This window comes from Grimontia sp. THUN1695 (genome assembly GCF_059704325.2).
Map to the genome: position 1 here is coordinate 1,543,113 of NZ_AP046577.1, position 20,073 is coordinate 1,563,185.

The window sequence follows — 20,073 nt, forward strand, 5'->3', positions numbered from 1 at the left end:
GAATATGATTGTTGATATGTATGGCCGCCCGCTCTCTTCGCAAGATTTGACCGAGCAGCAAACCGAACTGGATTCAAAACTGGCGCAACTGCAGCGCCATTATTCTGATCACCCTTCCAGCGGCCTGAACCCGCGCAAGTTGGCAGGCATTCTTCGCAACGCAGAGCACCATGATTTGATTGGGCAAAGCGAGCTGGCCGAAGACATGGAAGAGAAAGACGCGCACCTGCAGTCGGAACTCTCCAAGCGCAAGATGTCGCTACTCGGTCAGGACTGGCGCATTGTGCCGCCGCGTAATGCCACCGCCGCTGAGCAGCGCGACTGCGAGATGTTGCAGGAAGTGTTGGAAGATGCCACCTGGCTCGATGACGCCATTTTCGATATGAGCGATGCAATCTTAAAAGGCTTTTCCAACCTTGAGCTGCAATGGGCCTACCAGGACAAAACTCATGTCGTCAACGGTTACGATTGGCGTGATACCGCCTGGTTTACCACTAACCCCGACAACCGCAACGAGTTGCGCCTGCGAGATGGCAGCTATGAAGGCGAAGCCCTTCGCCCGTTCGGCTGGATTTCGCACCTGGCAAAAGCCAAGTCTGGCTATATTCAACGCCGTGGCCTGATTCGTGTGCTGGCGTGGCCGTTCCTGTTCAAGAACTACAGCGTGCGTGACCTGGCGGAGTTTCTGGAAATCTATGGCTTGCCGCTTCGCATTGGTAAGTACCCAGACGGCGCAAGCGAGCGCGAGAAGCTGACCCTGCTGCGTGCGGTGATGAGTATCGGCCACAATGCGGGCGGTATCATTCCGAAGGGCATGGAAATTGACTTTGAGAAGGCGGCAGAAGGCGGCGCTGACCCATTCATGGCAATGATTGCCTGGTCTGAGAAGTCGATGAGTAAAGCCATTCTTGGCGGTACGTTAACCAGTCAGGCTGACGGCAAGACCAGCACCAACGCCCTTGGCAATGTGCATAACGAAGTGCGTGAGGAAATCCGCGACTTTGACCTTAAGCGCATTGCGGCCACGCTGACACGCGATCTGGTTTACCCGCTGTATGCCTTAAACGGTAAGAGCTACCAAAGCCCGCACCGCTGCCCACGCTTTGAGTTTGACCTCACCGAAGCCGAAGACATTGAGTACCTGAGCAAGTCGCTGCCCTCGCTGGTGCAGCTTGGGATGCGTATTCCACTTTCCTGGGCGCATGAGAAAACCCAAATCCCGCAGGCAAAAGACGGTGAAGCCGTATTGGGCGAAGCACCAAAGCCCGAGCCGACACCGCCAAAGGCCAAAGGCGAAGCGGCCCTGAGCGCAGAAGAAGAGACCGACATTGCCAAAACACAGGCAGACACCTTGCGCAAAGAAGCCGGTGGCCTGCTGGATTTAATGGTGGATGACGTGCGCGAACTGGTCGAGAACGCCACATCATTGGAGCAGCTGCGCGAGGACATCCTAAAGCTTAAGGGCGTGATCAAAACCGAAGACCTTGGCAACGTGTTGGCACTGGCCTTTGCCGCCGCAGAACTGGCGGGCATGGCTGACGTGGAGGACGGCCAATGATTGGCACCGAGTATGGCAGTCTGCCGTTTAAACAGCAGATCGCCTTCTTTCGCCAGAAAACCAACCTGCCCTCTGAACGCTGGGCCGACATTTGGAAGCAGGCCCACGACCGCGCCTTTATGGTTGCCGGTGCCATGCAAGAGGATTTACTCGCTGACTTTCGCGGAGCGGTAGACAAGGCCATCAGCGAAGGCAAAAGCCTTGGCTGGTTTAAAGCCCAGTTTAACGACATCGTCGCCCGCCACGGCTGGACTCACAAAGGCAGCGCCGAATGGCGTGCCAATGTGATTTATGAAACCAACATTCGCCAAAGCTACACCGCAGGCCGTGAGCAGCAGATTGATGCTGTGAAAAGCACCCGACCTTATGGCCTGTATCGCCACTCTGGCGCAGAGCATCCACGGCTTGATCATCTTTCCTGGAATAACTTGGTGCTGCCATTGGATGACCCGTGGTGGAAAACCCACACCCCGATAAACGGCTATGGTTGCGCCTGCAAAAAGCTCACGCTTAGCGAACGCGACCTTAAGCGCATGGGGCTGGAGGTGAGCAAAGCGCCCACCGTTGAAACCTACGAATGGATTGATACCGTAACAGGGGAAGTTCACGACGTACCCAAAGGTATCGACCCTGGCTTTGACTACACGCCCCGCAGTTCGGCAGAGCTGACCGAGCATGTGAAAAAGGTGATCGCCAAAAAGCCACCGCTCGAAGCACGTTTACCCGAGCGCCTGGTTGAATCGGCGTTCTCTACCGTGGCGGGCGTGAATGCCCAATCGCTCAGCACCTTACTTGCTGCCTTTGACGGTGACGAGCTGGCGGCGTTTAAAGCCGTGATGCAAAAGCACCAGTTAAAAACCGTGATATTGAAAGCGGGTGAGATGAGCGTGAACAAGAAAGCCGCCGCGCTCGCGCCAACCATCACTGAATACCTTGGATTGGAGAATGCAAACCGCTGGCCCTTTGTCACGCGACGTGTGAGCCGCACCAGAGGTTTCACCTCTCCGAGCTGGTCGCATGTGGTGGTGAAAGCCAAAGCGGCTCATAATTTAAAGAAGGTCGACGCGCAGCAGCTGCGTGACGCGATTGCCAATGCGGTGAAAGGTGGAAGTGATCGCCCTTGGTCTTTCTCAACCGTTGCCAGTGAGCAAGTCAGCGAACCGGCGCAGGTGTTCATTACCTGGGTGCATGAGATGGGCCACCAGGTACACCACAAAGCAGGCGCTCCCATGCGCTGGCCGGAAGCGAGAACGCAATCGCTCACGGGTTATGGCTCCACCAATGAGAACGAATGGTTCGCTGAGCATTTCGTGGCCTGGCTGTTAACGCCTGATGCTCTGCGCAGCGCACAACCTGCCGTGTTCGACCTTATCAGCGACACTGTCGCCAAAGCACAAGGATAAAAAATGTTATTACAACAAGCTCAAGCCTTGTTTAAACAAGGTTTAACGCTGGAAAGCCTGCGCCAGTTAGACGCACTCGAAAAGCAAGCCAGCGGCAAAGAAGCGGAGCAAATCGGGGATTTGTGGGAAGCGGTCTACGCCAGTGCTGATGATGCCCTGATTGAAGCGGCTGCAGAAGAAGGTCTGCTGTAATGGCAGGCGTTCGCCTTACTGTTGATGAGAAAGGGCTGGCGCAAATCCGCGAAAGGATGAGTGCCTTTGTTGCCCAGGGCCAAGACCTGCGCCCTGCCTTTCGCGACATTGGCGAGCTGTTGCTGCTGTCGCACGATGAACGCTGGACACGGCAGGAAAGCCCAGACGGTACGCCGTGGGTGCCACTGTCTGACAACTACGCCAAGCGCAAGAAGCGAAACAGCGACCTTATCCTGGTATTAAACCGCCACCTTTCACGCGAACTGGTGTACGACGTGAGCGAGCAAGGCTTTGAGTTTGGTACTAACTATGAGTACGGCGCGATTCATCACTTTGGTGGTTCGCCAGAGATGCGCCCACAGAATGCCGCTATCCCTGCCCGTCCCTGGCTCGGTGCCAGTGACGAAGATTTGCAAGAAATCGCCAACATCCTTGCTGACCACCTAATGACAGCCTGACGCGCTCAGAGACGCTCACAGCGACGCAAACGCAAAACAATCCGGTTGCATGAGTGAAAACCTATTAAACACGCCACAGCGTTTTTAAACGGGTTTTAAACAGGGGTGGGATGAGCGTCGTCTCAAATATTGTAATCGTGTGTCACTTTTTATTGCCTAACGCCTCTAAGTCTTTATCGTTACTCCAAGATTTTCGATAGGCGATGTATTTTATGAACACCATAGTTATCTCCAACGAGGATGACTTACTCGAATTACTCAGCAACATTCAAAACGACCAGTTATCTACCGAAGAGCTCGACGTGAAGTTTGAGAACTGGCCGGTATTTACGATGCGGTTAGAAGGCGAAGGCTATCACTCAACGATTACGCCAAGCCTGATGAAAGGTTTTTTGGAAATGCAGGCGGCTATCTATCGCTCGTATGCAATAGCCCGATATAATTCGCCGAAAATTACGCACCTGTCAGCGCAAGAGAAAAAACAACTGGAGCTGCAGGTAAAGGTACTTGAAGGTAGTTCGCTTTTTCAGGTCGACTTCCAACAGATTATTGAAAAGCTATCCGGTGACTTGGTGGGGAAAATGGAAAGCAAACATCTGATGTACTTGATCTTGGGTGTTGCCGTCATTTATGGCGGACACTCGACTTATAACGCGCATCTTGAGCAACGCAAAGAAATCCGTCTGGCTGAGGTTAAAAGCGAAGAGCAACGATTGGCGCTTGAGCAGCTGCGTTTCTCTGATGAGCAAGAAACCAAGCGCATGGAAATGCTCACAGACGTCATTAAGGAATCACCAAGGCTGAAAACCATTCAGCAATACCACGGTGATGCAACCACTGAACTGTTGAAGCGCTCAGGCTCTGCAAACGTAGTGGAAATCCAAGGCGTCTCATTGGCCGGTGAAGATGCCATTGCACTTACCAAGAACGCCCGCAAAGTGTCGGAAGAAGCGTATCTGGACGGTTCTTACCGCATTCTGGGTGTCGACTCATCCAAGCCAGGCGTATTCAAAGTAAAAATCCGCAGCTTGGATACGGGCGAAGTGTTCACCACCATCGCTTCTGAAAAGACATTGCTCGACAAGCATTTTGATATCATCCAGGACGCAGAGTGGAAACAACAACCTGTTCGTCTTCACATCAACGCACGTATGGCGGAAGGCGAAATAAAAAGTGCTACCATTACCCGCGCTGAAGTCATTGAAATAAAAGAAAGCTAATCCAGAACCCCTTCCAATCCTAACCCCTACTTCATAGCGCCATCATGGCGCTATGAAAACATTTACTTCGCCTCGAATCGCTGTCCTGTCCGCCGACGTTGGCACCCATCAATGGGCGTCACTGTCTGCCGAAATCGTCATTGAGGCTGACGGTTGGGCTCAGCTGCTGCCAGCCGGTGCATTCAAGGCACGGGATGGTCGCCCCCATGATACGGCTGACGGCCAATGGCATTTAGACGCATCCATTGCAGCGGCGTTTATCTCTGCCACCCGCGCAATCGCGCCACGCATTCTTATCGACTACGAACACCAGGCATTAAAAGCGCGTGAGAACAGTGGCCCCGTTCCTGCTGCAGCATGGCTGACGCCGACTGACATGGAATGGCGTGAAGGTCAGGGCCTCTTTATTAAGCCTGACTGGACAGACAAAGCCCGCGAACTTATCGACAACAAGGAATATGCCTACCTTTCGGCAGTGTTCCCCTACGACGAGCAAGGCCGTCCGCTGTATTTGCGTATGGCTGCACTCACAAACGAACCCGCTGTTCTCGGCATGGAGCCACTGGCTGCGCTGAGTGCAGATTTCAACCTCAGTTTCCACACACCCAATAGCACCATCAATCTCTATGGCACAACGGAGGATAACCTCGTGAATACACTGCTTATGCAGCTGCTGGGCAAGCTTGGTATCGAGCTTGCGGAAGGTAGCGAACCGACGAAGGAGCAGGCAACCGCTGCGCTGTCTGCCCTCGATACGATGAAGACGACGGCCGCAAAAGCCGGTGAACTCGAAGGCAAGGTCGCCGCGCTAAGCGCTGAAAAACAAAGCCTGACCACCGCTTATAACGGCGTGACCGAGCGCGTTGCTGCTCTGAGCGCAGAAAGCGAAACCGGCGCGGTGTCGCAGGCCATCGACAAAGCCAAATCCGAAGGCCGCATTGTTGAAGCGGAAGTCGAATACCTGACTGGCTTTGGCAAACAGCACGGCGTGGCTGCACTGTCCGCCATGTTGGATAAGCGCCCACGTATCGCGGCCCTGTCTGCACAGCAAACCCAAACCACCCAACCTGCCAGCAAGCAAGACCCTGATCTGACTGATGAAGATTTGGCGGTGCTGAGCGCGTGTGGTCTGGACAAAGAAACCTACCTGAAAAACAAGGAAGCGTAACTGATGTCAGCCAAACGATACGGCACGAAACGTGCCCATGGCCTGAAAGCCAACCAATTGATCGCTGCGTCTTTACCAGTGTTCCTGGTTAGCGGTCTTGCTGTCGGCTTTGCCGATGCCACCCCAGCCGCGCTGTATGTCGGCACCGCCACCCTGGGCGCAGATGCCACCGACCAACCTGATGGCTCTGTGTTCATCGAAGTGGACAGCGCCGAAACCAAGTTCGCGAACGCCGGTGATATCACGATTGCCGATGTGGGCAGCGATGCCTTTTTCTCAGCGGCAAACAAAGTGTCTGCCGATTCCGCCACCAATACCCGCGTGCCAGCTGGAAAAATCATCCAAGTGGATGAAGACGGCGTGTGGGTAAGCTCAGGAGTGTAAACCATGCAGATTTCTGCAAACGGCCTACGTGCCATTTATACCGCCGTTCGAACGGCCTTTAACACCGGACGCGGCAGCTACACCCCGATTTGGCCGCGACTGGCAACACTGGTGCCGTCAACCACCGGCACTGAAACCTATGCGTGGCTCGGCCAGTTCCCGCGTCTGCGTGAGTGGATTGGAGAGCGCCAGGTCAAGCAAATGGCTTTGCATGACTACTCGCTGAAGAACAAGAAGTTCGAAGGCACAGTGGGCATTCCGCGTGACGCGATTGAAGACGACCAATATGGCGTTTACATGCCGCTGATGCAGGAAATGGGCTATGCCGCGTCAACCCACCCAGACGAAGAGCTTTTCGCCCTGATGGCCGCTGGATTTACTACGCCTTGTTACGACGGCCAGAACTTCTTTGATGCGGACCACCCAGTCAAAGACCCACAGACTGGCGAAGACACGTCTGTATCCAACATGCAGGCTGGTTCAAGCGCCGCATGGTTCCTGCTGGATACCCGCCGACCGTTGAAGCCGTTTATCTTCCAGCGCCGTCGTGATTACGACATCAACGCTAAGACCGATGCCGGTCAAAGCGATCATGTCTTCATGGCTGATGAATATCTGTATGGCGTCGATGGCCGTGGCAACTGGGGCTTTGGTTTCTGGCAGCAGGCGTTTGGCTCTAAAGCTGAGCTGAATGATGCGAACTTCGATGCAGCAATGCAGAAAATGATGGAGTTCAAATCAGACGAAGGCCGCCCGCTGGGCATCATGCCTGACCTGCTGATTGTTGGCCCATCAAACCGCGCTGCCGCCAAGAAGGTGGTGGAAGCCGAAAACAAAGCCCAGGGCGAAAGCAACACCAACTTCAAAGCGGTTGAAGTGCTGGTTGTGCCTTGGTTGCCGTAACTCGATGTTAATTGAGCGGGGGCGCTGGCCCTCGCTCGGTTTGGGTAAATAAGGAGAACCCATGTTATGGAAAAAATTGTTGTCCTTTGTAAAGCGCATACTGGCTACCGTCGCGCTGGCGTTCAATTCACTAAAGGTGAAAACACGTTCGATGCTGATGCAGTTTCAGCAACCCAGCTGGCTCAAATTCAGGCTGACCCGCGTTTGGTGGTTAAGTCGGGCGAAGGCCAAGGCGACGGTGAAGCAAATCAGGGTGGTGGTTCGGAAAAGCTTTTGGAGCCAGACGGTATGGCTAACGGCTTAAGCTTCGCTGACGCTGTGGCAAAGCTTGATGCTTCCAATGCTGAACACTTCACTAGCTCAGGTAAACCGCAAGTGGCGGCACTTTCTGCACTGATGGGCCAAACCCTGTCAGCCAAAGAGCGTGACGAGGCTTGGGAAGCCCTGCAGAAAGAACGCGGAGACGCATGATGTATTGCACCCCTGCCGACATGGAAAGCCGATTTGGTGCGCATGAGCTTACCGCGTTAACCGGAGGCACCACCGCACCGGAAGAGACCAAGCTCAATCAGGCAATTGGCGATGCCACGGCAAAGATTAACAGCTATCTCTCGGGCCGTTATCAGCTGCCGCTTGCCAGCCGTCCTGATGTGCTGGTGCAAATCTGCGCCGATATTGCGCGTTGGTCTCTCTATGATGACCAGCTGCCCGAAGAGCACCAGGCAGCGCGTCGTTATAAAGAGGCGGTGCGCTATCTCGAACAAGTTGGCAAAGGGGTGCTTGCCCTGCAGCTGCCGGACAACACCAGTCCGGCCAGCAACAACACCGCCATTATTCAAAGCGCAGGTAGCGTGTTTGCCCGTGACCGCAGTAAAGGGTTTATCTGATGTCGATGATTGATGGCACCGTCGCCCTGCTGCAGAAAAACAATCCGCCATGGCGCAGCGTGCAAAAGCTGCTGTCGTTGGCGGAGCTTTCCAGCACGACCGTCATTCATTGCCCTGCCCTGTTTGTGATCGAAATGGCAAGCAACCCCAAGCCCGATGTGCGCGGCACCGGGGCTTATCTGCAGTCGGTCACCGAAACCGTGGGCGTGGTGATTGTGACCCAATCCATCAACGGCCAGCACCAGGACTTCACCGAACTGCGAAAAGCGGTCAAGCAGCGCCTGTTTGGTCAAGCACCGGCAGAAGACTATGAGCCATTCTGGCTCGGCAATGGTCGCCTGCTTGGTATGAATTCAGGCCGCGCAAGCTGGCTGGATAACTTCGTAACTGAATACACAGAGGATCAGCTCAATTATGGCCCGCAAGAGTAAACAGAAGATCCTCGGCTTTGCGGTCGAAACGCAGTACGGCGTCGACCCAGTGACCGAGGCAAACCCACTTTCATTTGTGCTGGGGCGTGAATTTTCCGTCACCCCGCAAGCAGGTGAGAGCCAATCACTGGAATATGACACCGGCAAACTTGGCAACTCTGCCGAAGTGATGACCGAGTGTTATGTCCAAATCGAATTCGGTGTGGATTTTGCCCCAGGCAAAACCGCAGGTGCCGCCGCGCCGTGGGCTGACCTGATGAAAGGTTGTCTGCGTGATGTGACCACAGATGCACAGGCAGGCACGACCACCTATGCCATCGATGAGAACGCGACAGGCTCGCTGACGTTCTATTTCATCCAATCCGGCACGCTGCACAAGCTGACCGGCGCACGTGGTTCGGTCTCCATGTCTGCCAAAGCCAAGGCATTCCCGACACTGAAATTCAAATTTACTGGCCTGTTTGTGCCTGTGGCGAATTCGGTGCATCAACCGCCGACGTTTGCGGAATGGGTAACCCCGCTCAAGGTGGGCGTGGAGAACTCAGCCTTCACTATCGACGGTGCGCCTTTCAAGATGATTTCGCTGGAATACGACCAGGCGAACGCAGTGACGCATCAAGAATATGTGGGCCATGAAGAAGTGCTGATCACTGACTTTGTGCCGACGGCCACGCTGGTGATTGAAGCACCGGCACTGGGCGACTTTGACCCGTTCGCACTGGCTGAGGCTGGCAGCGAACACACGCTGAGCTTTACCAATGGCCCTGTGGGTAATCAGGTTGGCTGGCAATCAACACGCATCCAGCTAGGTCGCGCCACCTATGGCGACCAGGATGGCACGCAAACTTACTCAATTCCGCTTCGCCCTCTCGAAGATGCGGATGCTTTTTTCAACGCCTAAACCGCGTTTAAACCCAGTTTAAAAAGGACGTAAGCCCATGTTCAAGATCGTGACATCTCGCATTGTTAAACACTGGCCGGTGAAAGTGGTGGTGCCAGCAGAAGGCGGCAAGACCGAGAGCTTTGACATCAAACTCGATGTGGAAGTGGTGGACACCGACACCTTTACCACCCTTTCCCGCCAAGGTGATGCAGCCTTTATGGCCCGCGTGGTGAAAGGCTGGTCTGGTGTCGGTGATGAAGCGGGCCACGAAGTGCCCTTCACCGCCGAAAACCTTGCTGCTGTGAGCAAAGACCCGCTATTTGGTGCTGCAGTAATGCGTGCTTATCTGCAACTGGCATCCGGGCAGGCCGCAACAAAAAACTGACCGACGCGGTACGGGCTGCGCTGAATGCGCGGCCTGATACTGCGCAAGACACAGAATTTCAGGCTGAGCTCGAAGCCTGGGGCGTCACGGACTTTCCCTTTGACATTGACCCCGAACCGGAAACGGTTGAGCTGTGGCCCGAGAACGTGGCCGCCATCGAATGGTGGCTGACCATTCCCGACTTTCTGCGATACGAAAACGGCGTGTGCCTGGGCATGAATGTGATCGCCGTTAAAGCTGACGCAGACCTGAGTGGTCGCGACGTTGACCCCGAGGATTACCAGCGACTGAAAACCATTGCCATGACGGCAGCCAGTGAGCTGAACGCCAAGAAAGAGACACGATGAACCAGAACTTACGCTTCGCCCTAAAGTTTGATGCTGAAACCGGCCAGTTCGTGGCGAACGTCCGCGCCGGTGATCAGGCCCTCGACCGGTTTGGCGTGCAGAGTGTTCAAACCGGTAAACAGGTCGATACGCTGAGCCGTCAATCTGATGTGCTCAGTGATCAGTTTTCCAGCCTGCGAAATCAAGTGCTGGCGGTAGCCGGTGGTTTCTCCCTTCTTGCCGCTGCCGGTGATGCAACCCGCACGCTGGGACAGTACCAGGACATGCGCACCCAAATCACCGCCTTGGTGGGCGGGCAGCGCGAATGGATTGAGACCGAGCAATACCTGATTGCCACGGCATCCGAGCACAATAAAGTGCTGACATCGATGGCGGGGAACTATGCCCGCCTCGCTTCACTGCAAGAAGCCGGTTTGCTGTCTGTTGACGAAATGCGCCAGATTTTCGAGGGCATGAGCAACGCACAAAGCCAGACCGGCGCAGACACTGTCCAGCTCGAACAAGCCATGTATGGCTTATCACAAGCGCTTGCCTCGCCAATTGTTCGTGCGGAAGAATTGAACCAGGTTGTCGAGCCGCTGCCTGGTCTTCTGAATAAACTGGATAAAGCCGCAGGGCTTCAATCAGGCGGTTTCCGCCAGATGATGCTTGATGGTGAAATCACCAGCGACTTTTTCAAAGACACGCTGATTAAAGCGCTGGATGACTATGACGGTGCTGCAGAGCGTACCGCAAATAACATCAACGCCCGCTTTGCTTCTCTGACCAACAGCTATCAGCAGGCCGTGGTGGCTTTCGAAGAGCCTATCAGCGACAGCCTGACGCCAATGCTCGATACCGCATCAGCAAGCCTGGTGCTGCTGGCAGACAATGCCGACACCGTGAGCAATGTGGTCGAGCTTTCGCTGGTGCTGGCATTGGCCCGTGGCGCGGCAGGTCTTACTAACCTGTCAGCGGCAAGGGTGAAAGACACGCTGGCAACACGCACACAACTCAAGGCAACGGTCGACAGCACCACGGCCACCATTGCCGCGACATCCGCAGAGATTGCCCGCTTGGAAGCGCTGCAGGTGAGCAATGCTTTTGTTTTCCGTTCTACCGGCGGAGAAAAGGCGCTGGCTGCTGCTCGCGGCCAGTTGACCGCTGCTACCCAGACACTCACCGGCGCACAGCTGCGCCTCAATGCGGTCTCGCGTGCTGGTGCCGCCAGCATGGCGCTACTGGGTGGGCCTGTCGGTGTGGCAATGCTCGCTGCCGGTGCGTTGGCCTTCTATGCCAGCAAAGCTAGTGACGCCCGCGTAAAAACCAAAAACCTCGATGATGAAGTTGCAAGCCTTGCCGGAAGCTTCGATAACCTGAACCGTCAGGAACGTTCGATCCTTATCACTCAGCTCAACCAGGAAATGAGTGAAACCCGCACGGCCATTGTGCAGACCACCCAACAAATCGACGGTCTGAAAGCGAGCATGTCGAGCCTTGATGCCGGTGGCCGAAGCGATGCCCGCGCCCGCATTCAGGAACTCGAAGACCAAATCACCACCTACAAGAACGCGCTGACCGAAGCCAGCGCCAAGCAGCAGGCGGTGTTTAATGCCGGTTTACCTCAGTTTAAACAGACGCCGGATACCGAAGACGACGACGGCAGCGATGAGGAAGCCCTCTCTGCCGGTGACAAGCGCCTGGCACAGCTGCAGCAGCAAACGGCCCTGCTGGGTAAAACGGGCGAGTTGGCCCGCATTAACTATGAAATTGAATCTGGCGCGATTGCCGACCTGACACCGGCACTGGCTGAAAAGCTGCGTATGACAGCGGAAGAGCTGGATAAACGCCGCGAAGCCTTGGAGCAGGAAAAAGAAGCCAATGCCCAGCGCGAGAATGCCGAAGAGGAATTAGATCGTCTGCGCCGTTCGGTGGCCCTTCACGGTGAAACCGGTGAAGCCGCCCGCGTGCGCTGGGAAATTGAACACGGTGCACTGAGAAACGTTAACGAAGAGCTGCAGCGCAATATCTTGCTGGAAGCGGAAAAGCTCGATGCACTCGCCACCCAGGAAGAAACCACGCAGGGCTTTTGGGAGCGTTACACCGAGTCGATGCGGGCTTCTGCTGAGAACACGGATGCACTGTGGGCCAGCACCTTCGATAACTTCACCAGCGGATTTGGCCGTGCCTTTGCTGATGCCATTACCCAAACCACCTCACTCGAAGATGCGGTGGTGAACATGGCCGCTGCCATGGGTAAATCCATGCTGCAGGCCATTGGCGAAATCATCGCCCAAAAGATGGTGCTCTGGGCGTTAGAGAAAACCATCTTTGCCAGTGATCAGGCTGGCAACGTGGCCCAGGTAACCGCTGAGGGTACGTCTGCCGCCATGCTTGCCGGTATTCATGCGTTTAAATCCACGGCAGCGATCCCAATCGTCGGCCCCGCTGCAGCCCCAGGCGCAATGGCTGCCGCCATGGCCGTGACCATGCCAATGGCCGCCAGTGCAACAGCGGCTGCCGCTGCAGGTTTTGCGGGGATGGCGCACGACGGTATTGGACGCGTGCCAAAAGCGAATGAGGGTACGTGGCTACTCAAGGCCAATGAGATGGTTTTGAACGAATCACAAGCCGATAACTTCCATTGGATGGTCGGCATGATGCAGCAAATGCAGGCGAATCAGAGCAGCAGCCAACAAGCCGCACCGGCATCCGGTCAGCGTCAGCCCATCTACTTCGACATCATCCAGCAAAGCGGCGACACCATGACCATCACCCGCGTCGAACAGCAAGAAGACAGCGAAGGCCAGCGCCTTAAGGTGTATCTCGCTGCAGCGAAAAAAGCCGTGCAGGAAGATTTGCTAAACGGTGGCGAGATTTCCGCTGCCGGTGAATCGAAATATGGCTGGCAGAGGATTGGACAATGATTGTATATCCCGATGTGCTTCCGCGCCCTACCTTGCGCGATCTTACTTACGCTCAAGTCTCCAACGTGGCGAAAACGCCCATGGAGTCTGGCTACACAAGAACGCGAAGAACGTTGTTGAATCCACCCACACACAAGGAGGCCGTTTATGTAGTGCATAAAAACAAGGCGGCGCAGTTTGAGGGCTGGATTAAACACGCGATAAACGACGCGAGCATTCAGTTTGAGGACATGATTCACACCCCATTGGGGCTGCGAAAGCACCGAGTCAAATTCCTTGAGAGCCCTCTGCTGAACCGCCGCCCAATCTCTGCCCTTTATTGGGAATATCGCGCCAAAGTAGAAATTGAAGAATTCGCCACTTACACCGCTGCAGAAACTTTCGAGTGGATGCTCGCCCCAGTCAGTTATGCCGACTATGTCAGCGACCTGATGACCAGCGTGAACATGTATTACACGGAGCCAACATCATGAACAGCAACAACCCAATCCACCTAAACGAACAGCTGCGCCAGCTGATTGAATGGCTGAACGTCATTGTTTTGGGTGGCGAGAATGATGGTTTTTGGCATGAGGGTGTGTTCAAGCCGTCGAATGAGAAGAGCTTTGCGGATCGGTTTGGTGCTTTGCAGGCGATGGTTAATGGCCGTGTCGCTTATGAAACCAAAGCGCAGCTTGATGCGGCAGGCGCGCCACCGTCGGATAAGCCGTTGGCGGATGTGTGGAACGATCCAGTAAAAAATAATAATGGCTTATACGGATGGGATGGCGTTGGCTGGTCAAAATCAAAATTTGACGTATTGGCGGTCTTAGAGCCTGAACTACAGAGCAATGCAACAGCTATCGCCAGCGCCTTGCCGAATGTAGGTATTTCTGACCGAGAACGACATGAATTTGATGCGCATCCCATTCCTTTGGTCGTGGATGAGGCAGGTAATGCAGTCATCGCCATTGAACGTGAAACTGGAAAGTTGATTGTTGATCTAGATGAAAAGTCGAGCGGCCGCGTTTTATCTGCGCTAGGGGTGGAAAATACTACACTACCCGATGAATTTGATGTTGCTTTCTTGCTTGCTGATGAGCAAGGTCGCGTGGCGTTGCGCGTGGGGCTTGATGGAAGTCTATATTTTAGCGAATCAGCTATTCAGTCTAGTGTGGTGCGCCATTACTTTATCCGTGGTCAATCGTTGTCTATGGGCTATAAATCCCAGCCAGCACTGACAAAAAACGCAGACATATCCGCTCTTTCTTTCGGTTACCGACCGGATTCTCCCGATTTTAGTGACCTTTCCCCACTTATCGAAGTGGACGCCGGTGTTTATGGCGAGACGCCTTCGGCCGGTGCGGCGGGTTTTTATCGTCGCGCTGCCGTAGGTGTTTATCGTGATACCGATTTATCAAAAGGATATCCCGCCGCCTTGATGTCTATACACTCTGCGCCTGGTGTGAATATTGAATATCTTTCCAAAGGAAAGCCCACGTATCTCAGCACGCAGGAGGGGGCGAAAGCCGCAAAGTCACTCGTAGAGCAAATGGGTCTGACCTATCAGGTTGGGGCGATTTTCTGGGTGCAAGGTGAAGCGAACGAGCGAGACCGCACATCCCCAGAAGATTATGCCGTTCTTCTGGAAACCCTGATTGACGATCACAATACTGACATGCGTAAAGCGTTGGAAAACCCGCGCGTGACCCTGCCGTTAATTACGTACCAGACGAACCACCGCTATCAGTACACGTATCCATTAACGGCATTGGGGCAATTGACTGCGGCTATACGTCATCCGCTGATTTTTATGTCTGGGCCTATCTATCAATATGATGTGGTTGATCATACGCACTTGGATAACAAAAGCAGCCGCCGCCTCGGAGAAAAGATGATGCAGGCCGCGTTGGCGGTGGAAAATGATGGCGACTGGCAACCCTTGCGACCCATCCGCATTATTCAGACCGGAGAGAGAGAAATTACGGCCGAGTTTCTGGTGAGGTATCCGCCGTTGGTGTTGGATGAAAGCGAGGTTGTCAACCCAGGCGATTTCGGCTTTGAGGTGCTGGACAACAATGGAGATCCGTTAGCGATTTCCAGTGTCACGCTGGGCGTTGGTAATACAGTCAGATTGACTACTGAACAGCCTTTGCCAGCAGTGACACGTCTCGCCTATGCCTACCACAATCAACCAGGCGCAGCCTCGGGACGGTTAACCGGTGCGCGCGGAAACTTGCGCGACAGCGATCCAACGTTGTCGGTCTATGCCGATGAAAGCGGGCAACATTATGCCCAGTACAACTATTGTGTAACATTCAAAGAGGACGTACAGGCATGAGCTTGGTCATTACATTGAAAGGCATTCGATTCACCAACCCCAACCTGCCGGTGATTCCGATGGATTATCCGACTGAAGGGCTGGCAGCGCTTTACCGGATGGACACTCTTATCGGCAAAACGGTGCAGGATTCGTCCGGCAATGGCAATCATGGCACTGCGTTTGAGTCCGTGGAAGCGGTGAACGAGGGGCTGAGGTTGAATAAGGGCTATATCAACACGCCTATCAGACCAGATGCACGAGGATTGACCGTCTTTGCCGTGCACCGCATGGATGTGCTTTCCTCGGGTTTATCGGACGCGATGAAATACCGTTTTGTGTGGTCATTCTATGGTGGTGATTCCGCCATTCGAGATGACCAACTTTACTATGCAGGCAATGATGCGATGTTCAAGACGCTCAATGCGTCAACGTCGGCAGTCGAAGGTTCCACCATGCAGGGTGTGTGGGTGTTTTCGTGCTTGTCATATGGTGATGGTCATTACCGTTATTTTTGTCCGCAAGCCGGAAAGAACATCGATAACGTGGTCGAGATGGCACCAGAGATAGCGCCAAATGCTTTTTTTAACATTGGCACGATTGGTGGACATATTCCGGGTCAGTCATCGAACTACGGACTATTTGAGGGAGAGTTTGCGGTGCTTGGCGTTTATCATGAAGCCAAGAGCGGCCATGAGATTGATGACATCTATCAGGCAGCAAAACTGCAAATGTCGAAACGCGGGATCACTATTTAATGAAATCCCTCGAAATCGCCTACGCCAGCAACAGTGGAGACATACCGCTCTATTGCTTGGAGTTTGCTGCGCCTTCTATACCAAACGGGGCTTATCGACTCGTTCTGGGTTACAACGATGTCACAGTGACATCAGAAAAAGGCGAACAGCTACACCACCAAGCAGCGGCTTTTGCACTGAGCCTACCTGCCCGCTCGGTGAAAGGTCGCCAGGACATTAACTTCAACGTGGATAACGTCACCGGTGAAGTTGCCATCATGGTCGACAACTGCTTGGAAGCCAATGAGAAGGTATGGCTCACGCTGCGAAAGTACAGCCACCTGGATCTATCTGCACCCGCTGAGCCACCTATTCGCATGTCTGCCGTTGCCACTGAAATGGAAGGCAATCAGGTACGAATCAGCGCAAGCTTTAACGATCTGGTTAACACGCCATTTCCACGGGCAGAAGACCGATTCACGCAGGACATCGCACCTGGCCTGCTCTGGATGGGATGATGTTTAAACCCTGTTTAAACACACGGGAACCTCAAGCATGGTCTTCATTTATCGACCGATATTTGGAGACCATTTTTGTTGATGGCGGTCGAGGCCCAACTGAGTTTGATTGCTGGGGCATGGCGCGAGAGGTGCAAATCATCACTGGCGTAAAACCTACTGCCCTACCCACTTTTGGCGCGGTGCCAGCTTCTGATAAAGCTGGAATGACAGCCGCTTTTCATGAGTTGAGCGCAAGCTTCCCAATTGCTCAGATACAACCCCTTTCACTGGCGCTGGGCTTCAAGGGAAACCGACTTTGGCACATTGGCACCGTGGTTCCTGACGGCTCACAGCTTGCGGTGCTGCATACAAGCGCAAGCTTTGGCCCCCATATCACCCCACTCAGTTACTTTGACAGAAGCTTTACACGCACGGAGTACCGCTATGCCGACGCTGGCGTTTTATCCCAATAAGTTTTCGCTCACCCCGCTCGAAACTGAGCACTGCGAACCAGGTATTACTCTGGAAAGCTGGCTGAAGGCGAAAGTTTCAACGTATAACCCCGATGGGCCTCATCCAATTTCAGTGATGCTCAATGGTGAGCTGGTGTTGCCAATGGCGTGGTCGACATTGGTATTAAACGAAGGTGATCAGGTCGCATTCATCCACGAACCCAAAGACTTCATTACTCCCACAGTTATTTACCTGTTGGCCGCTACAGCAGCAGTGACTGCCGTGGTGATGTCACAGCAAAGCCTGCCAGATAACTACAACTCCTCTGTGCCCAAAGGGTCTTCTATTTATGAAGCCAATGTGCAGGGCAACCGTCCAAAACTGATGGGTGTGATCCCTCAGATTTTTGGCACCCACAAAACCTATTTCGATATGCTCTCCGCCCCGCACTGGTACTACTCGAACGACGACGAGTATTTGATGATGTTCTGTTGCGTTGGTAAGGGTCACTACCACCTTCCAATGGACAAGCTCACCATCGGAAACACGCCCCTTTCAGCTTACGCCGGTGATGTTGATGTCGAAGTGTTCGAGCCAAATTCACTGGTGACCTCTCACCCTGCCCACAAAAACACGTACACCAGTCCTGAGATTGGCGCGACAGCGGGCACATCCGGTATTGAGCTTGAAGGCCCTATCAATAACATCTCGCCGGTTAAGTCAGTGTTTGCGGGGAAATCGGTAGAGCTTTACCAGGACTTGGATGGATTTACCGTCGCTTACTGGCCCACGGAATGGGAGCCCGGGCAACGAATCGAGATCGAAGGGATGCCAGGTGCATTCACTCTATATGGAGGAGAATGGCGCGGTGAAGCAGATACTTCCACACTCAACTACTGGACGCAGAACGAGTCACAACTTCATACATGTCGAAAGGGTGATTATGTTCTTTATCCTCAAAGCGGCCAAGACAACACCCTCGTTTGGCGTGTTGGCACCGTGGATGCCATCTTTTATGGTTATGTAAACAGTACGCGTTTTTATGCAGTTCGAATTCTGGATTCAAGCGGCAATCGACTCGATATCGCAAGCATCCCGAGTGCTTATCGTAATCAGCCATTCAAGGCGTTAGGGCGCGACAATGGCTACTACAAAATCAGTTCAATCACACCTTCAAGCGCGACGCTGCAAAAACTGCATCCCAACGCTAGCACACCATTAAGCAGTTGGGGTGGGTTCTCTCATAATGGTGAGTATAAGGGTGCGTCATTTCGCTCGTTGAACACCTTCTCAGGCAAGATTGTTGGCCCTATTCGTGTTACCCCGCCCAAGCAGACCACCAACAAGATAATGGTCGATGTGCGATTTAAAGGACTCGGTTATACCAACGATTCAGGTAACATGAGCGCCATTACCGTTGAGATTAAGCTCGAATGGCGTGAAGTGGGTTCGAGTACCTGGAAGCCAGTTTCATTTGCCCGCACGGGCGCAACGCGTGACGAACTGGGCAACACCATCGAGATTGATTTGGGTAAGCAATGCGAGCCTGAGTTTCGTTGTTACCGCGTCACTAATAAAGAAACTGATGCGCGTTACCTTGATACTGTAGAAATCGTTCGTGTGAAGAGTGAGCTTCGCACCCCAATCCGCTACAAGGACATGACGACGATTGCTCTGCGTATTCGTGGCACCAATGCCCTCAGCCATACCGCAGAGAAAAAGTTTGCCGGTGTGCCAACGCGGAAATTGGAAGTGCCAGACGGCAAAGGCGGTTGGACAAATGACTTGCATCCAACCAACGATATTGCTCCGGTTATCCGCTATATAGCCAAAGAATGTGACTTTACAGATCACATGATTAATCAGCAGTCGTTGCTTAGATTACATGATGTCTGGGGAGCCAGGGGCGATGAGTTTCATGCCCTGTTTGACAGCTCAACCACCCACTTTGAAGCACAGCGCCGTGTGATGTCGTGTGGCTTTGCTCAACCAACGCTCGACTTTGGACAGCTTATCGCAGTGCGTGACGAACCACGCTCTGGTCGTGCTTATATGTACGGTCCCGACAATATGACTTCGCCACTGAAGATCTCGATTGCTAACCACACTATTGACGAGCATGACTGTGTTGAAGTGGAATATTTCGATGAGAACACATGGAAGCCCGCCACCATACTCTGCAAGCTGCCAGATTCGCAAGGGTACAAGCCCAAGAAGCTCAAGGCGTTTGGCATTAAGAACCGCATCAAGGCTTATCAATGGGGTATGCGCCGTGCTGCAGAGATGCGTTACCGCCGCAAGACCTACACGTGGAGCACGGAACTGGACGGTTTGAACTCAACATTCCTAAGCCGTGCAGATCTAGGCTGGCCCGTGCCAAGTTACGGCAACTCAGGTCGAGTAAGTATTATCCTGCAGCGCACCAGCTATTCGCTTATTCGCACCAATGCAGAGCTGGAGTGGCAGGAAGGACAGCAGCATGTGATCTCACTGCGTCGACCTGATGGCACGACGTTTGGGCCTGTAAACGCAGAGAAAGGTGCAGGTGTTGGAGAGGTGATTATTAGAGACAAGCTGGACTTTGATCCTTGCTTTGATGGCACCATGGAACCGCCCTACTTTATGTTTGGCACGCAGACTAACTGGCGTTTGCCTGCATTGGTTCAGGACATAACACCAGACGGTACTAATAAAGTCACCTTGAAAGCCGTGAATGATGATGCGAGAGTGTTTGGGTGGGACGATGCAATACCACCAACCGAACTGATGGTGGGATACGTATAACCAGCGTTTAAACCCTCTTTATATAAAACCGTTTAAATTGATAAATCACACAAAGAAACCGCCTAAACTGAGAAGCGATATCACCTGCGGGGCTTCCAAGGTTAGGCGGTTTACTTTTTTACGCGGCGCGGCGGGCTACACGAGCTGCGGTTTTTTGTTCGAGGCGTGTTAGAAA

Annotated in this window: 21 protein-coding genes; all 21 read left to right on the plus strand. The window is 53.6% G+C overall.

The features are described from left to right. Positions 1-4 precede the first annotated feature (4 nt). Positions 5-1,558: a DUF935 domain-containing protein gene (locus tag AC6IB1_RS10585; protein WP_497569002.1), complete on the plus strand. Its 1,554-nt coding sequence runs from the start codon at positions 5-7 to the stop codon at positions 1,556-1,558. Continuing rightward, positions 1,555-2,961: a phage minor head protein gene (locus tag AC6IB1_RS10590; protein ID WP_497569003.1), complete on the plus strand. Its 1,407-nt coding sequence runs from the start codon at positions 1,555-1,557 to the stop codon at positions 2,959-2,961. Before AC6IB1_RS10585 ends, AC6IB1_RS10590 begins: the two co-directional genes overlap by 4 nt. Before the next feature lie 3 nt (positions 2,962-2,964). After that, positions 2,965-3,153, plus strand: coding sequence for a hypothetical protein (locus AC6IB1_RS10595; RefSeq protein ID WP_497569004.1), 189 nt, complete (start codon positions 2,965-2,967; stop codon positions 3,151-3,153). Further along, entirely contained in the window at positions 3,153-3,611 is a 459-nt protein-coding gene (locus AC6IB1_RS10600; RefSeq protein ID WP_497569005.1) for a phage virion morphogenesis protein, read from the plus strand. The genes AC6IB1_RS10595 and AC6IB1_RS10600 overlap by 1 nt, the downstream gene beginning before the upstream one ends. A gap of 212 nt (positions 3,612-3,823) precedes the next feature. Beyond that, positions 3,824-4,831, plus strand: a complete 1,008-nt coding sequence (locus tag AC6IB1_RS10605) for a hypothetical protein (protein WP_497569006.1) — start codon at positions 3,824-3,826, stop codon at positions 4,829-4,831. Between the two features lie 52 nt (positions 4,832-4,883). Next, a complete protein-coding gene (locus AC6IB1_RS10610; protein ID WP_497569007.1) occupies positions 4,884-5,999 on the plus strand; it encodes a phage protease in 1,116 nt (371 codons plus the stop codon). Between the two features lie 3 nt (positions 6,000-6,002). After that, positions 6,003-6,383, plus strand: a complete 381-nt coding sequence (locus AC6IB1_RS10615; protein ID WP_497569008.1) for a hypothetical protein — start codon at positions 6,003-6,005, stop codon at positions 6,381-6,383. A gap of 3 nt (positions 6,384-6,386) precedes the next feature. After that, positions 6,387-7,286 (plus strand): Mu-like prophage major head subunit gpT family protein, encoded by a 900-nt coding sequence (locus AC6IB1_RS10620; RefSeq protein WP_497569009.1) that lies wholly within the window; start codon positions 6,387-6,389, stop codon positions 7,284-7,286. 66 nt (positions 7,287-7,352) lie between these two features. Beyond that, a complete protein-coding gene (locus AC6IB1_RS10625) occupies positions 7,353-7,757 on the plus strand; it encodes an HI1506-related protein (protein ID WP_497569010.1) in 405 nt (134 codons plus the stop codon). Beyond that, positions 7,754-8,173 carry a phage protein Gp36 family protein gene (locus AC6IB1_RS10630; RefSeq protein WP_497569011.1) on the plus strand — a complete coding sequence of 140 codons (420 nt, stop codon included), beginning with the start codon at positions 7,754-7,756 and terminating at the stop codon, positions 8,171-8,173. Before AC6IB1_RS10625 ends, AC6IB1_RS10630 begins: the two co-directional genes overlap by 4 nt. Next, positions 8,173-8,604, plus strand: coding sequence for a phage tail terminator protein (locus AC6IB1_RS10635; RefSeq protein WP_497569012.1), 432 nt, complete (start codon positions 8,173-8,175; stop codon positions 8,602-8,604). Before AC6IB1_RS10630 ends, AC6IB1_RS10635 begins: the two co-directional genes overlap by 1 nt. Further along, positions 8,588-9,505, plus strand: a complete 918-nt coding sequence (locus AC6IB1_RS10640; protein WP_497569013.1) for a phage tail tube protein — start codon at positions 8,588-8,590, stop codon at positions 9,503-9,505. Before AC6IB1_RS10635 ends, AC6IB1_RS10640 begins: the two co-directional genes overlap by 17 nt. A 37-nt stretch (positions 9,506-9,542) precedes the next feature. Continuing rightward, on the plus strand, positions 9,543-9,872 hold the full coding sequence (locus AC6IB1_RS10645) for a phage-derived protein YdaY family protein (protein WP_497569014.1): 330 nt from the start codon (positions 9,543-9,545) through the stop codon (positions 9,870-9,872). A gap of 146 nt (positions 9,873-10,018) precedes the next feature. Further along, positions 10,019-10,219 carry a hypothetical protein gene (locus AC6IB1_RS10650; protein ID WP_181816854.1) on the plus strand — a complete coding sequence of 67 codons (201 nt, stop codon included), beginning with the start codon at positions 10,019-10,021 and terminating at the stop codon, positions 10,217-10,219. Beyond that, a complete protein-coding gene (locus AC6IB1_RS10655) occupies positions 10,216-13,125 on the plus strand; it encodes a tape measure protein (RefSeq protein WP_497569015.1) in 2,910 nt (969 codons plus the stop codon). Before AC6IB1_RS10650 ends, AC6IB1_RS10655 begins: the two co-directional genes overlap by 4 nt. Then, entirely contained in the window at positions 13,122-13,598 is a 477-nt protein-coding gene (locus tag AC6IB1_RS10660; protein ID WP_497569016.1) for a hypothetical protein, read from the plus strand. The genes AC6IB1_RS10655 and AC6IB1_RS10660 overlap by 4 nt, the downstream gene beginning before the upstream one ends. Next, positions 13,595-15,445: a sialate O-acetylesterase gene (locus tag AC6IB1_RS10665; protein ID WP_497569017.1), complete on the plus strand. Its 1,851-nt coding sequence runs from the start codon at positions 13,595-13,597 to the stop codon at positions 15,443-15,445. The genes AC6IB1_RS10660 and AC6IB1_RS10665 overlap by 4 nt, the downstream gene beginning before the upstream one ends. Beyond that, positions 15,442-16,182, plus strand: a complete 741-nt coding sequence (locus AC6IB1_RS10670) for a hypothetical protein (RefSeq protein WP_497569018.1) — start codon at positions 15,442-15,444, stop codon at positions 16,180-16,182. Before AC6IB1_RS10665 ends, AC6IB1_RS10670 begins: the two co-directional genes overlap by 4 nt. Next, positions 16,182-16,679, plus strand: coding sequence for a DUF1833 family protein (locus tag AC6IB1_RS10675; RefSeq protein WP_497569019.1), 498 nt, complete (start codon positions 16,182-16,184; stop codon positions 16,677-16,679). The genes AC6IB1_RS10670 and AC6IB1_RS10675 overlap by 1 nt, the downstream gene beginning before the upstream one ends. Then, on the plus strand, positions 16,676-17,134 hold the full coding sequence (locus AC6IB1_RS10680; RefSeq protein ID WP_497569020.1) for a hypothetical protein: 459 nt from the start codon (positions 16,676-16,678) through the stop codon (positions 17,132-17,134). Before AC6IB1_RS10675 ends, AC6IB1_RS10680 begins: the two co-directional genes overlap by 4 nt. Beyond that, positions 17,106-19,898, plus strand: a complete 2,793-nt coding sequence (locus tag AC6IB1_RS10685) for a host specificity factor TipJ family phage tail protein (RefSeq protein ID WP_497569021.1) — start codon at positions 17,106-17,108, stop codon at positions 19,896-19,898. The genes AC6IB1_RS10680 and AC6IB1_RS10685 overlap by 29 nt, the downstream gene beginning before the upstream one ends. Positions 19,899-20,073: the final 175 nt, after the last annotated feature.